Annotated in this window: 12 protein-coding genes and 1 rRNA gene; 4 read left to right on the top strand and 9 right to left on the bottom strand. The window is 70.5% G+C overall.

Annotated features, from left to right (window positions below; all coding sequences use genetic code 11):
• Positions 1-141: 141 nt before the first annotated feature.
• Positions 142-2,235: an ATP-dependent DNA helicase UvrD2 gene (locus ACIOD2_RS21395; RefSeq protein WP_400540482.1), complete on the bottom strand. Its 2,094-nt coding sequence runs from the start codon at positions 2,233-2,235 to the stop codon at positions 142-144.
• Between the two features lie 56 nt (positions 2,236-2,291).
• Here ACIOD2_RS21395 and ACIOD2_RS21390 point away from each other — a divergent pair, with 56 nt between their 5' ends.
• On the top strand, positions 2,292-3,020 hold the full coding sequence (locus tag ACIOD2_RS21390) for a DUF4191 domain-containing protein (RefSeq protein WP_326946441.1): 729 nt from the start codon (positions 2,292-2,294) through the stop codon (positions 3,018-3,020).
• 60 nt (positions 3,021-3,080) lie between these two features.
• Here ACIOD2_RS21390 and ACIOD2_RS21385 read toward each other — a convergent pair whose 3' ends face one another.
• Positions 3,081-3,566, bottom strand: a complete 486-nt coding sequence (locus ACIOD2_RS21385) for an RDD family protein (RefSeq protein ID WP_400540478.1) — start codon at positions 3,564-3,566, stop codon at positions 3,081-3,083.
• Positions 3,567-3,739: 173 nt separating this feature from the next.
• On the opposite strand from ACIOD2_RS21385, the gene glnA reads away from it, so the two are divergent.
• Positions 3,740-5,164: a type I glutamate--ammonia ligase gene (glnA, locus tag ACIOD2_RS21380; RefSeq protein WP_400540475.1), complete on the top strand. Its 1,425-nt coding sequence runs from the start codon at positions 3,740-3,742 to the stop codon at positions 5,162-5,164.
• 95 nt (positions 5,165-5,259) lie between these two features.
• On the opposite strand, the gene ACIOD2_RS21375 is transcribed toward glnA, so the two are convergent.
• On the bottom strand, positions 5,260-5,595 hold the full coding sequence (locus tag ACIOD2_RS21375) for a metalloregulator ArsR/SmtB family transcription factor (protein WP_400540472.1): 336 nt from the start codon (positions 5,593-5,595) through the stop codon (positions 5,260-5,262).
• A 74-nt stretch (positions 5,596-5,669) separates the two neighbouring features.
• Here ACIOD2_RS21375 and ACIOD2_RS21370 point away from each other — a divergent pair, with 74 nt between their 5' ends.
• Positions 5,670-6,068: an ArsI/CadI family heavy metal resistance metalloenzyme gene (locus ACIOD2_RS21370; RefSeq protein WP_400540469.1), complete on the top strand. Its 399-nt coding sequence runs from the start codon at positions 5,670-5,672 to the stop codon at positions 6,066-6,068.
• A 4-nt stretch (positions 6,069-6,072) separates the two neighbouring features.
• On the opposite strand, the gene ACIOD2_RS21365 is transcribed toward ACIOD2_RS21370, so the two are convergent.
• The 5 genes from ACIOD2_RS21365 to ACIOD2_RS21345 form a co-directional block, all read right to left on the bottom strand.
• Positions 6,073-6,504 carry an acyl-CoA thioesterase gene (locus ACIOD2_RS21365; protein ID WP_400540466.1) on the bottom strand — a complete coding sequence of 144 codons (432 nt, stop codon included), beginning with the start codon at positions 6,502-6,504 and terminating at the stop codon, positions 6,073-6,075.
• 10 nt (positions 6,505-6,514) lie between these two features.
• Positions 6,515-9,493, bottom strand: coding sequence for a bifunctional [glutamine synthetase] adenylyltransferase/[glutamine synthetase]-adenylyl-L-tyrosine phosphorylase (locus tag ACIOD2_RS21360; protein WP_400540464.1), 2,979 nt, complete (start codon positions 9,491-9,493; stop codon positions 6,515-6,517).
• 39 nt (positions 9,494-9,532) lie between these two features.
• The gene (locus ACIOD2_RS21355) at positions 9,533-10,666 is read right to left on the bottom strand and encodes an anion permease (RefSeq protein WP_400540462.1); all 1,134 of its coding nucleotides are present in this window, start codon (positions 10,664-10,666) and stop codon (positions 9,533-9,535) included.
• A 96-nt stretch (positions 10,667-10,762) separates the two neighbouring features.
• The gene (locus tag ACIOD2_RS21350) at positions 10,763-11,512 is read right to left on the bottom strand and encodes a type 1 glutamine amidotransferase (RefSeq protein WP_400540460.1); all 750 of its coding nucleotides are present in this window, start codon (positions 11,510-11,512) and stop codon (positions 10,763-10,765) included.
• 19 nt (positions 11,513-11,531) lie between these two features.
• Positions 11,532-11,969 (bottom strand): rhodanese-like domain-containing protein, encoded by a 438-nt coding sequence (locus tag ACIOD2_RS21345; RefSeq protein WP_400540458.1) that lies wholly within the window; start codon positions 11,967-11,969, stop codon positions 11,532-11,534.
• Between the two features lie 111 nt (positions 11,970-12,080).
• Here ACIOD2_RS21345 and ACIOD2_RS21340 point away from each other — a divergent pair, with 111 nt between their 5' ends.
• Positions 12,081-12,539: an Lrp/AsnC family transcriptional regulator gene (locus ACIOD2_RS21340; RefSeq protein ID WP_400540456.1), complete on the top strand. Its 459-nt coding sequence runs from the start codon at positions 12,081-12,083 to the stop codon at positions 12,537-12,539.
• Positions 12,540-13,108: 569 nt separating this feature from the next.
• On the opposite strand, the gene rrf is transcribed toward ACIOD2_RS21340, so the two are convergent.
• Positions 13,109-13,202, bottom strand: a 5S ribosomal RNA gene (rrf, locus tag ACIOD2_RS21335); the annotation flags it as partial.

The following is a 13,202-nucleotide window of genomic DNA, read 5'->3' as shown; positions in this document are numbered from 1 at the left end:
CCCCTCACCACACCGGGGCAACTTAATTACGGGAAAATCCTCGAAGTTACGAAGATCGCCCCTGAGCAGCGGGTTCGCCGCGTGGATCATGGTCCCGACGCGGTCAAGACCACATCAAGATCGTCAGGACCTTCCGGACCTTCAGGACTCCGCCGACGCGCGGACGACGCCGAGGATCTCGGTGCCGAAGCGTTCGAGCTTGGTCGCGCCGATCCCGGAGATCGACACCAGCGCCGCTTCGTCGAGCGGGCGCTGCTCGGCGACGGCCATCAGCGTCGCGTCCGTGAACACGACGAACGGCGGCACCTTGAGCTCCCTGGCGCGGTCGGCGCGCCAGGACTTCAACCGCTCCAACAGGTTCTCGTCCACCGACGACGGGCAGCGGCCGCAGCGGCCGAGCTTGATGTCGAGGGTCTCCAGCAGCGGGCCGCCGCACACCCGGCAGCGCGTCTTCACCGGCGCCGCCGGCTTCTGCTGCGACCGCGCGGCCCGGGCCGCCGGGTGGTCCTCCGGGATCAGGCCGTAGAGGAACCGGCTGCGCCGCCGGTTGCGGCGCGCTCCCGGCGTGCGGGCCAGCGCCCACGACAGCCACAGGTGCTCACGCGCCCGGGTGACACCGACGTAGAACAGCCGCCGCTCTTCCTCGATCGACGCCTCGTCGCCGTCGGCGTGCATGATCGGCATCGTGCCCTCGGCCAGGCCGACGAGGAACACCGCGTCCCACTCGAGGCCCTTCGCCGCGTGCAGCGACGCGAGCGTCACGCCCTCGACGGTCGGCGGGTGCTGCGCCGCCGCGCGCTGGTCCAGCTCGGTGTTGAAGCGCGGCAGGTCCGCGTCGGCCACCGTCGAGGCGAGCTCCTCGGCCAGTTCGACGATCGCCAGGAGCGCGTCCCACCGCTCCTTCGCCGCGCCGCCGGCGGGCGGCGACTCGGTGAGGCCGACGCGGGAGAGCACCGAACGCACCGTCGTGACCAGGTCGGAGCTGCCGTCGCCGCTCGCGGCGCGCAGCGCGGACATCGCCTGCCGGACCTCGGTCCGGTTGAAGAACCGCTCGCCGCCGCGGACCAGGTACGGGATGCCGGCCTCGGCCAGCGCCGACTCGTAGGCCTCGGACTGGGCGTTGACGCGGTAGAGCACGGCGATCTCGCTCGCCGCGACACCGCCGTCGAGCAGCTCACGCACGCGCCGCGCGACGGCGCCGGCCTCGACGGACTCGTCGTCGAACTCGGCGAACCGCGGCTGCGGGCCCGGCGGGCGCTGGCCGATCAGCTTCAGCCGCGAACCGGCGGGACGGCCGCGCGCGGCGCCGATCACCTGGTTCGCCAGCGAGACGACCTCGGGCGTCGACCGGTAGTCGCGCTCGAGCCGGACGACGGTCGCCTCCGGGAAGCGCCGCGTGAACTCGAGCAGCGACTTCGGCGACGCGCCGCCGAAGGAGTAGATGGTCTGGTTGGCGTCGCCGACCACTGTCAGGTCGTCGCGGCCGCCGAGCCACGCGTCGAGCAGGCGCTGCTGCAGCGGCGTGACGTCCTGGTACTCGTCGACGACGAAACAGCGGTAGCGGTCGCGGAACTCCTCGGCCACGACGCCGTGCTCCTCGAGCACCGCCGTCGTGTGCAGCAGCAGGTCGTCGAAGTCGAGCACCTGCGCGGCCGTCTTCAGCTGCTCGTAGTTGCGGTAGACCTCGGCGACCTGCGGAGCGGGGGCCGGGATGTCCCGCTGGAGGCGCGCGGTGACGGCCGGGTAGTCGTCCGGGGTGATCAGCGACGCCTTCGCCCACTCGATCTCGCTCGCCAGGTCGCGCAGGACCTCGGTCTCGGTGCCGAGCTTGGCCCGGGTCGCGGCCTGGCCGACGTAGCGGAACTTGTTCTCGAGCAGGTCCCACGGCCGGTCGCCGACCACGCGCGGCCAGAAGTACCGCAGCTGGCGGCGGGCGGCGGCGTGGAACGTCAGGGCCTGCGCGGCGTCGACGCCGAGGCCGCGCAGCCGGGCGCGCATCTCCCCCGCGGCCCGCGTCGTGAACGTGACGGCAAGCACCTGACCTGCGGAAACGTGCCCGGACATGACCAGGTGGGCGATGCGGTGGGTGATCGTGCGGGTCTTGCCCGTGCCGGCGCCGGCGAGGACGCAGACCGGCCCCCTCGGGGCACTGGCGGCGGCGCGCTGCTCGGGGTCGAGACCATCGAGCAGACGGGTGCGGCTCTTCGGGGAAAGTACGCCAGTCACGTCCCGCATCCTCGCAGAGGGGGACGGGGAATCCGGGCAGGGGCACGCGGCCGTATCCTGGTCATATGGCGGGACAGCAGGACAAGGAAGCGGCCAAGCAGGCCAAGAAGGAGAAGCGCGCGGCGAGCAAGGCCCGGCGTGGCCAGCTCTTCGAGGCCTTCAAGATGCAGCGCAAGGAAGACCCTTGGCTCATCCCCTGGATGGTCGGCTCGATCGTCGTCGTCGCGGGTGTGGCCTTCGGGATCGGCTTCTTCTTCGACTCCCAGTGGGTGCTGCTCCCCCTGGGCATCATCCTCGGCGCGCTCCTCGCCATGATCATCTTCGGCCGGCGCGTCCAGAAGACGGTCTACTCGAAGGCCGACGGCCAGCCCGGCGCCGCGGCGTGGGCGCTGGAGAACCTCCGCGGCAAGTGGAAGGTGACGCCGACCGTCGCCGCGACGACCCAGCTCGACGCCGTGCACCGCGTGCTCGGCGGCCCGGGCGTGGTGCTCGTCGCCGAAGGCGCGCAGCACCGCGTGAAGACCCTGCTCGCCCAGGAGAAGAAGCGTGTCTCCCGGCTGATCGGCGACACCCCGATCTACGACGTGACGATCGGCCACGAAGAGGGCCAGATCCCGCTGAAGAAGCTGCAGGGCTTCCTCATGAAGCTGCCGCGCAACCTCAAGCCGGCCCAGGTCGACGCCCTCGAGGCGAAGCTGGCCGCACTCGGCAACCGCGGCGCCGCGATGCCGAAGGGCCCGATGCCCGCCGGCGCGAAGATGCGCAACGTCCAGCGCACGATCCGCCGCCGCTGACCCGCACAGACGAGAAGAGGCCCCGTCCGGTGGACGGGGCCTTTCTCGTACGCGGGGCGCTCAGCGCAGCCGGATGACGACGGTGCCGGTCAGCCGGTCGAGCCAGCTGCGGCCGTCGGCGTTGCGGACCGCGGCCGGGATGAGCACGAACGTCAGCACCGCCCGCACCAGGGCCCGCAGCGGGCCGACCAGCGTGCCGCCGTCGAGCCGCGCGACGCGGACGCCGACCACGCCCATCCCGGGGGTGAAGCCGAAGAAGCCGGCGGACACGACGGAGATGACCGCCCAGACGCCGCCGGACCACAGGTTGAAGTTCTGCATGGCGACCGGGTCCTGCAGGTCCGGGTGCACGAAGATGGCCGTGACCAGTGCCGCGACCACGAGGTCGACGAGCAGCCCGAGCAGGCGGGACCCGCCGCTCGCCGCCGAGCCGACGCCGGCCTCGGGCAGGCCGAGCCGTTCACCCGGCCAGCGTGATCCACCCTGATCGGTACTCTGTGCACCGTCGCCGGTGCCGGGCAGCCATTCGCCGGTCCATCTCGCCACCCGTCCAGGGTATGCCGGTGGCGCAGAGCACATCCGACCTGGTCGGATACCCGATATCGACCCTCCGTTAACACCGGCGAAACATACGGGTGACGGTCGGGCAACACCGCGCTTTTAGCGTGAGCCGAAGAGAGCACTGCCGCACGAGCTCGAACGAGAAGGAGTCACCGAGGGTGCCCACTACTCCAGACGACATCCAGCGCCTCATCACGGACGAAGACGTCGAGGTAGTCGACGTCAGGTTCTGTGACCTGCCCGGCGTGATGCAGCACTTCACGGTCCCCGCCAAGGCCTTCACCGAAGAGGCCTACGAAGAGGGACTCGCGTTCGACGGCTCCTCGGTGCGCGGTTTCCAGTCGATCCACGAATCGGACATGCTGCTGCTGCCGGACCCCGAGACGGCGCGCATCGACCCGTTCCGCAAGGCGAAGACGCTCTCGCTGAACTTCTTCGTGCACGACCCGTTCACCCGTGAGGCGTACAGCCGCGACCCGCGCAACATCGCGCGCAAGGCCGAGCAGTACATCGCGGAGTACGGCGTCGCCGACAACGTGTACTTCGGCCCCGAAGCCGAGTTCTACATCTTCGACTCGGTCCGCTTCGACTCCGCCGAGCACGCCTCGTTCCACGAGATCGACTCCGTCGAGGGCTGGTGGAACACCGGTACCGAAGAGGTCGGTGGCAACCAGGGTTACAAGACGAAGTTCAAGGGTGGCTACTTCCCCGTCCCGCCGGTCGACCACTTCGCCGACCTGCGCGACGACATCGTCCGCAACCTGACGGGCTCCGGTTTCGAGATCGAGCGCGCGCACCACGAGGTGGGCACCGCCGGCCAGACCGAGATCAACTACAAGTTCAACACGCTGCTGCACGCTGCGGACGACCTGCAGCTGTTCAAGTACATCGTGAAGAACACCGTGTTCGCCGCGGGCAAGACCGCGACGTTCATGCCGAAGCCGCTCGCCGGCGACAACGGCTCGGGCATGCACTGCCACCAGTCGCTGTGGAAGGACGGCACGCCGCTGTTCCACGACGAGTCCGGTTACGCGGGCCTGTCCGACACGGCGCGCCACTACATCGGCGGCCTGCTCAAGCACGCCCCGAGCCTGCTGGCCTTCACGAACCCGACGGTGAACTCCTACCACCGCCTGGTCCCGGGCTTCGAGGCCCCGGTTTCGCTGGTGTACTCGCAGCGCAACCGCTCGGCGTGCGTCCGCATCCCGATCACGGGCAACAACCCGAAGGCCAAGCGCGCCGAGTTCCGCTGCCCGGACTCCTCGGGCAACCCGTACCTGGCGTTCTCGGCGATGATGATGGCCGGGCTCGACGGCATCAAGAACAAGATCGAGCCGGCGGACCCGATCGACAAGGACCTCTACGAGCTGCCGCCCGAGGAGGCCAAGAACGTCAAGCTGGTCCCGGGCGACCTGGGCACGGTCCTCGACACGCTGGAAGCCGACCACGACTACCTGCTCGAGGGTGGCGTGTTCACGCCGGACGTGATCGAGACGTGGGTTTCGTACAAGCGCGAGAACGAGATCGACCCGCTGCGCCTGCGCCCGCACCCGTACGAGTTCGCTCTGTACTACGACGTGTGATCGACGCTCGCCGGGCCGTCAGCTGACGGCCTCCTGGACACGGGACGGCGGCCGAGGGGAAAGCCCCGGCCGCCGTCCCGTTCTTTGTGTCCGGGTCAGGCGGGTCCGGGGACCAGCACCTCCGACAGCCGGGCCAGCACCTCCGGGTGGACGCGGTAGTACACCCAGGTCCCGCGGCGTTCGCCGGTGATCAGGCCGGACTCGCGCAGCACCTTCAGGTGGTGCGAGATGGTCGGGCCGGTCAGGTCGAACGCGTCGGTCAGGTCGCACACGCACGCCTCGCCGCCGGTGTGGGAGGCGATCAGCGACAGCAGCCGCAACCGCACCGGGTCGGCCAGGGCCTTGAACAGCTTCGACAGCTCCACGGCCTGCGGCTCCGTCAGCGGCTCACCGGCGAGCGGCGAGCAGCAGACGTCCTGCTGATTCGACATACGTCTATGTTGACAGACGTCTACACAGGGAGCAATCTTCTGTTTTGACGAACATCTATTCAAGGAGGACAGCGATGTCACGGGTACAGCTCGCACTGCGGGTCGGGGACCTCGAAGGCTCGATCGCCTTCTACTCGAAGCTGTTCGGCACCGAGCCGGCCAAGCTCCGGCCCGGCTACGCCAACTTCGCGATCACCGAGCCCGCGCTCAAGCTCGTGCTCCTGGAGGGCGAGCCCGGCCAGCCGACCGTCATGGACCACCTCGGTGTCGAGGTCGAGTCGACCGAGCAGGTCAGCGAAGCCGGCAAGCGCCTCACCGGCGAAGGCCTGGAGACGCTGACCGAGGACAACACCACGTGCTGCTACGCCGTGCAGGACAAGGTGTGGGTGCATGGCCCCGGCCAGGAACCGTGGGAGGTCTACACCGTCAAGGCCGACTCGCGGACCGAGCGGGCCGAAGGCTGCTGCTCCTGAGCGGTCAGTCGCCTTCCGCGGTGGACAGCAACTTGAGGTCCGCGCCCGCCTCGGCGAACCGGCCACGCGGGTCCGCCACCAGCTTCCGGCGTTCGAGGTCCATCAAGCCCAGCGTGCAGGTGATCTCCGCGGCGAGCGTGCCGTCGGCCTTGTAGATGTTCGTGTTCATCGAGAACGTCTTGCCGCTGCCGAACTTCGCGTCGCACGTCACGTCGAGCTCTTCGCTCGCGCGGATCTCCCGGCGGAACACGATGTGGGACTCCAGCAGCACCGCCGCGAAGCCCTTCAGGCTGTGCAGCGCGCCCGCCTGCTCGAGCAGTTCGAGCCGCGACACCTCGCCGTACGAGTGGTACACGGCGTGGTTGAGGTGGCCCAGGGTGTCCAGCTCGTAGTGGCGGACCTTGATCCGGGTCCGGAACGGCTCTCGATCGGTCACGCACCCCACCTTAATCAGCCTCGTAGAACAGGTGCTCCACCACCGTGTGCGCGCGGCGCGTGATGCGGCGGTACATGTCCAGGAACTCGCCGGGGTCGTCCTCCGCGGTCTGGCCGAGGACCCGCGCCACCGCGACCAGGTCGCGGCCCGAGCTCGGGACCTCGTCGACGGCCTTGCCGCGCACCAGCATCCCGGCGTTGCGCACCCGGGTCGCCAGCAGCCACGCCTCGGCCAGCGAGTCCGCCTCGGACTGCTCCGCCAGGCCCGCGCCCGGGAGCACGGCCAGGGCGTCCAGCGTGGACGTCGTCCGCAGCTCGGGGACGGCGTGGGCGTGCTGCAGCTGCAGGAGCTGCACCGTCCACTCGACGTCGGCGAGGCCGCCGCGGCCGAGTTTCGTGTGGCGGGTCGGGTCGGCTCCGCGGGGCATGCGCTCGGTCTCGACGCGCGCCTTGATCCGCCGGATCTCGCGGGCCTTCGTCCCGTCGAGGCCGCCCTCGGGGTAGCGGATCGGGTCGATCATCGTGATGAACCGGTGCCCGAGGTCGTCGTCGCCGGCGATGAACCGGGCACGCAGCAGCGCCTGCGCCTCCCACACCTCACCCCAGCGCGCGTAGTAGGCGCGGTACGACTCGAGCGTCCGCACCAGCGGCCCGCTGCGCCCCTCCGGCCGCAGGTCGGCGTCGACGACCAGCGCCGGGTCCGGGCTCGGCGCGCCCAGCATCTTCCGGACGGTCTCCGCGACCGACGACGCGAACTTCACCGCGTCGGAGTCCGAGACACCCTCGGCCGCTTCGCACACGAAGAGCACGTCGGCGTCGGAGCCGTAGCCCAGTTCGGCGCCGCCCAGCCGGCCCATGCCGATGACGGCGATCCGCGCGGGCGTCCGGCCCAGCTCGGCCTGGCGCTGCCGGAACGCCGACGCCAGCGCGCTCTGCAGCACCGCGACCCAGACGCTGGACAGCGACGCGCACACCGCCGGGACGTCGAGCAGGCCGAGCAGGTCCGCGCACGCGACGCGCAGCAGCTCGTGCCGCCGCAGGGATCGCGCCGTCGTGACGGCGGCGTTCAACCCGGGCTGCCGCCGGACGGCCGCCCGCAGCGACGTCGCCACCTCGGCCGGCGTGCGGCCCAGCAGCCGGGCCGGGTCGCCGAGCAGCTGCAGCACCTCGGGCGCGCGGACCAGCAGGTCGGGCACCAGCCGCGACGTGCCGAGCAGGGTGGCCAGCCGTTCGACGACCGTGCCTTCGTCCCGCAGCACCCGCAGGTACCAGGGCGTGTCTTCGAGTGCCTCGGAAACCTTCCGGTACGACAGCAGCCCACCGTCCGGGTCCGGGGTGTCGGCGAGCAGGTCGAGCAGCACGGGCAGCAGCGCCTGCTGGATCGCGGCGCGCCGGGAGACGCCGGAGGTGAGCGCCTTGATGTGCTGGAGCGCGCCGTCGGGCGCGGTGTACCCGAGCGCGGCCAGGCGGCTGGCGGCCTGCTTGGTCGTCAGGCGCAGCGCCTCGGTCGGCACGTTCGCGACCGACTGCAGCAGCGGCCGGTAGAAGATCTTTTCGTGCAGCCGCCGGATGCCCTTGCCGTGCTTGCGGAACTCCGCGAGCAGAGCCTCACCCTCGCTCTTGCCCCCGGCCGGCTTGATCCCGCTCGCCCGCGCGAGGATCCGCAGCTCGACGGTGTCCGACGTCGCGGGGAACAGGTGCGTCCGGCGCAGCCGCCGCAGCTGCAGCCGGTGTTCGAGCATCCGCAGGAACTCGTACGACGCGCCCAGCTCGGCAGCGTCCTTCCGGCCCACGTAACCGCCTTCGCCGAGCGCGGCGAGCGCGTCCATCGTGGACGGTGACCGCAGCTCGTCGTCGACCCGGCCGTGCACGAGCTGCAGCAGCTGCACCGCGAACTCGACGTCACGCAGGCCGCCACGGCCCAGCTTGAGCTCGCGCTCGGCGTGCTCGGACGGCACGTGCCCTTCGACGCGGCGCCGCATCTGCTGCACCTCGGCGACGAAGTTGTCCCGGTCGGCGGCCGACCACACCAGCGGCGCCACCATCTCGGCGTACTGCTGCCCGAGCTCGACGTCGCCGGCGACCGGGCGGGCCTTGAGCAGCGCCTGGAACTCCCAGGTCTTGGCCCACTTCAGGTAGTAGCTCTGGTGGCCTTCGAGGGTGCGGACGAGCGCGCCGGCCTTGCCTTCCGGGCGCAGTGCCGCGTCGACGTCGAAACACGCCTTCCCGGTGACGCGCATCATCGTGCTCGCCAGCCGCGTCGCGACACCGAGGTCGCCGGCGCCGACGAAGATGACGTCGACGTCACTGACGTAGTTCAGCTCCCGGCCACCGCACTTGCCCATCGCGATGATCGCGAGCGAACCTTCGGCGGACGAGCCGACCTCGGCCTCGGCGACCACCAGCCCGGCGGCCAGCGCGGCCTCGGCCAGCTCGGTCAGCTGCGCGGCGACCTCGGCGTAGTGCGGTTGCTCGAGCCCGGCCTCGACGAGGTGCCCCAGGTCCGCGGCGGCGATGCCGAGCAGCAGGCCGCGATAGGCGACCTTCAGCACGTGCTCGGCCTCGAGCCCGGTGATCACCGAGCCGTCCTCACGCACGAGCGCGGCGCGCAGGACTTCCCGGTACTCGGCGGGGTTCGTGCTCTTCTTGCCGGTGAGCGCGTGCCACTCCGCGGGGTTCGCGCACAGGAAGTCGGCCAGCGCGCTCGACGTCCCCAGCACGGAAAGCAGGCGGCCGCGGAAGGTCCGGTTCTCGCGGAGCTGTTCTTCGAGCCGGCTCCACTCGGCGTCGTCGGATTCGCGGATCCGGTCCAGCCCCCGCAACGCGAGGTCGGGATCGGCGGCGCGGGACAACGCCGAAAGGACGTCGGCCGCGGCGGCGACCGGGCCGGCGTCGTCCCACCAGCCGGCCGCGCGCAACTGACCCTCGGCACGGGCATCGGTGAAGCCGTACCTCGCCGCCGAAGCGGTCGTTCGCGCGCGGTCTGCCATCACGAACCACCGTAGCCGGTACGGCGGCCCGATTCCGGCTCAGGCGGCGAGGCGTCCCGGCTCGGTGTCGGCGGGCGTCGGCTCGGGGACCTGGAAGCTGTGCGCGGTGACGGGATGGCGGCGCGAAAGCAGCCAGATCCCGGCGCCCACACCGATCCCGACCACACCGACGGCGATGGTGCCCGCGCTGCCGAGCGAAGCGATCTTGCCGGAGATGGCACCGACGATCGCGGCCGCGGGCAAGGTGAACAGCCAGGCGATCACCATCCGGCCGGCCATCCGCCAGCGGACGGGCGCCTCGCGGCGGCCGACGCCGGAGCCGACGATCCCGCCGGAGCACACGTGCGTCGTCGACAGCGGGAAGCCGAGCCGCGACGAGACCAGGATGACGAGCGCCGAGCTCGTCTGGGCGGCGAAGCCCTGCGGGCCCTCGATGTCGGTCAGGCCCTTGCCCAGGGTGTGCGTGATGCGCCAGCCGCCGAGGTAGGTGCCCGCGGCCAGTGCGCAGGCCGCGCTGACGATCACCCAGACGGGCGGGGCCGCACCGGGCGGCAGGCTACCGGCGGTGACGAGCGTGAGCGTGATCACGCCCATCGTCTTCTGCGCGTCGTTCGTGCCGTGGGCCAGCGAGACCAGTGACGCCGAGACGATCTGGCCGACCTTGAACCCGCGCGTGGCCGGCCGGTTGCGGACGAGGAAGCGGTACACGAGGTACGTCGCGGCCATCGCCACGACACCGGCGATCACCGGCGACGCGGCCGCCGGGATCAGCACCTTCTCGACGATCTTTCCGAAGTGGACCGAGTCGGCGCCGGCCGAAACCCAGGTGGCGCCGATCAGGCCGCCGAACAGCGCGTGCGACGAGCTCGACGGCAGCCCGACGAACCACGTCACGAGGTTCCAGACGATCGCGCCGATCAGCCCGCCGAACACGATCGACGGGCCGATCTTCGTGTCGTCGACCAGGCCGCTCGAGATCGTCTTGGCGACCTCGACCGACAGGAACGCGCCGACCAGGTTCAGCACCGCCGAGATCGCGACGGCCACCCGGGGCTTGAGCGCCCCGGTCGCGATCGACGTGGCCATCGAGTTCGCGGTGTCGTGGAACCCGTTCGTGAAATCGAATACCAGAGCCGTGACGACAACGAGCACGACCAGCAACGAGGGGTCCACCCCGACCTCCGAACACCCTTGTGGGGACTTACCCGCAAGGTACCTGACGAGTGACGCGGGTTGTTAACAGCCCGTTGCCGGTTGTGACGCTGTCCGTTAAGCCAGCGGTAACGAGCGTTGACTTTCGACGGCGGGCTGTAGCTCCCCGGACGCCAATCGGACGAACCGCTGTGCGAACGGACGCCACGTCTCGGCGATGTCGTCGTGCACCGTGATCAACTTGTCGTGTTCGAGTGATCCGGGCCGGGCGAACTCCGCCATCCCGGGCTCGTCCGCGGCCCAGCTCTCGACGATCTCCGGCGTCGTCTCGATGTGGAACTGGACACCGTAGACACACCGGTTGAACCGGAAAGCCTGGTGCTGGTAGCGCGGAGCGGAGGCGAGCAGCTCGGCGCCCGGCGGGAGCCGGGTGATCGCGTCGTTGTGGAACTGGAGGACGTCCTGCATGAGCGGCATTTCGGCGAAGAGCGGATCGGTCCACGCGGCGTCCTTCTTCGACACCAGGTGCGGGCCGACCTCGGGCCCGTCCCGCCCGACCTCGACGCGGCCGCCGGTCGCGACGGTCAGCAGCTGGGCGCCGAGGCAGATCCCCAAGGTCGGGAGCGGCCTCGACGCCGCCTTCGCCAGCAGGCGCCGGACGTCGGCGAGCCACGGGTGCTTCGCGTCGTCCTCCGCGCCCATGCCGCCGCCGAGGCAGACGACACCGGCGTAACCGTCGAGATCGGCGGGCAGGTCCTGCCCGGGCAGCAGCCGGACGTCGAGCTCCGCGCCGGCCTCGGTCAGCCAGTCACCGAGGGCGCCGAGCGGGTCGGAGGCGTCCGGCTGGATGATGAGCAGTCGTGTCACGTCTTCCAGGGTAGGTGCGTCAGCAGGCGCAGCGAATTCCGCCCGCTGCCTGGTCCGTGGCGTCCGTTCTGTCGACGGGGTAGCCGGCGGCGATCCAGCTCGTGATGCCGCCGGAAAGCCGTTTCACCTGGAAGCCGAGCTCGGCGAGCTTGAGCGCGCCCTTCGTGGCGGCGTTGCAGTTGCTGCTTTCGCAGTAGCAGACGTACACGAGGTCGCGGTCGAGGTGAGCGGTGCTCTCGGGCGTCATGTCCCGGTAGGGCAGGTTGACCGCGCCGGGGATGTGCGCGGCGGCGAACGCCTCGGGAGCGCGGGTCTCGACGACGACGTAACCGGCGGTGCGGCCGGCGTCCAGGTCCCGGGCGAGGTCGTCCGGATCGACCTCGAAGCCGAGCTCCGCGCCGAAGTAGACGACGGCGTCGGCGGGAGCCGGGGCGGGGAAGGCGAGTGTGCGTGTCATAGGCGTAATCCTGCTGATCACGGCGTCGCGGACACAGGGCAGAATCGGGGTTCGCCCCCGGTTCAGCCGGGGATTTCGCTGTGTTGCCTGCGTCCGGTTGGGAGAATCGCGGTGGACCTCGACGACGTCGACTGGCACCTGATCGAGCTCCTCCAGGCCGACGGCCGGCTGAGCTTCACCGAGCTCGGCCGCCGGGTATCGCTGTCCGGCTCGGCGGTGACGGAACGGGTCCGCCGTCTCGAGGAACGCGGCGTGATCACGGGCTACGCGGCGAACGTGGACACGACCAAGCTGGGCCTGCCGATCGAGGCACTGGTCCGCGCCCGGGTACGCAGCCTGGACACCCCCCGCTTCCGGACGGCGGTGCTGCCCCTGCCGGAGGTCATCGCCGCGGACCACGTCACGGGTGACGAGTGCTGGATCCTGCGGGTGCTGTGCCGGAACACGGCGGAGCTGGAGGAGCTGGTCGAGAAGGTGCAGAGGTACGGGGAGACGACGACGTCCCTGGTGTTGTCGTCACCATTGCGCCGACGCCCGCTGGCTCGGCGGGGACGGCCGGATCTCGGGTGAGGCATCGCGTGTGTCCGGGGAGGCATCTCGCGTGATCCGGGGGCATCACTCGTGAGTGGGCGGGCATCGCTCCGGACTGGGGGCGCGGATTTCGCGTGACCAGCGCCGGAACTCGCGTGATCCGGCCGCGACCCGTGTGGTTCCGGCCGGGTTCCGCGTGGTCCGGGTCGCGACTCGCGCGACTGAGGCCGGAACTCGCGAACCTTGGCCGGCCAGCTCACGTACCCAGACGGTCGGCTCGCGTACCTGGAGGGTCGGCTCGCGGGATGGGGAAGCCAGCTCGTGGCTGAACGGGAGGCACGCCTGATCAGAGAGTCGACACGTGACCCCAGCGGGCCTGTACCCGTGATCGCGGGTTCCGGCTCGTGTGATCCGAGCGCCGGCACTGGTGACCAGCGCGCCGGCGCCTGTGATCAGGAGGTCGACACGTGATCGAAGAGTCGACACGCGTGATTGGAGGGTCGACACCTGTGATTGCGGGGACGACACACCCGTGTCTAGACATAAAGAAAAGGGCCCGGCCGGGAGAACCTGGGTTCTCGACCGGGCCGGGCCCTTCACTCACGTAAGTTCGGCGGTGTCCTACTCTCCCACAACCCTTCGGTTGCAGTACCATCGGCGCTGTCAAGCTTAGCTTCCGGGTTCGGAATGGGACCGGGCGTT

It is taken from the genome of Amycolatopsis sp. NPDC088138 (genome assembly GCF_044741685.1).
Classification (GTDB): Bacteria; Actinomycetota; Actinomycetes; order Mycobacteriales; family Pseudonocardiaceae; genus Amycolatopsis.
This window is presented reverse-complemented; position numbering and strand designations above follow the sequence as displayed.

Coding starts and splice junctions, on each gene's coding strand:
- ACIOD2_RS21395 (WP_400540482.1), bottom strand. CDS start 2,235: ATGCGGGACGTGACTGGCGTACTTTCCCCGAAGAGCCGCACCCGTCTG.
- ACIOD2_RS21390 (WP_326946441.1), top strand. CDS start 2,292: ATGGCGGGACAGCAGGACAAGGAAGCGGCCAAGCAGGCCAAGAAGGAG.
- ACIOD2_RS21375 (WP_400540472.1), bottom strand. CDS start 5,595: ATGTCGAATCAGCAGGACGTCTGCTGCTCGCCGCTCGCCGGTGAGCCG.
- ACIOD2_RS21370 (WP_400540469.1), top strand. CDS start 5,670: ATGTCACGGGTACAGCTCGCACTGCGGGTCGGGGACCTCGAAGGCTCG.
- ACIOD2_RS21360 (WP_400540464.1), bottom strand. CDS start 9,493: ATGGCAGACCGCGCGCGAACGACCGCTTCGGCGGCGAGGTACGGCTTC.
- ACIOD2_RS21345 (WP_400540458.1), bottom strand. CDS start 11,969: ATGACACGCACACTCGCCTTCCCCGCCCCGGCTCCCGCCGACGCCGTC.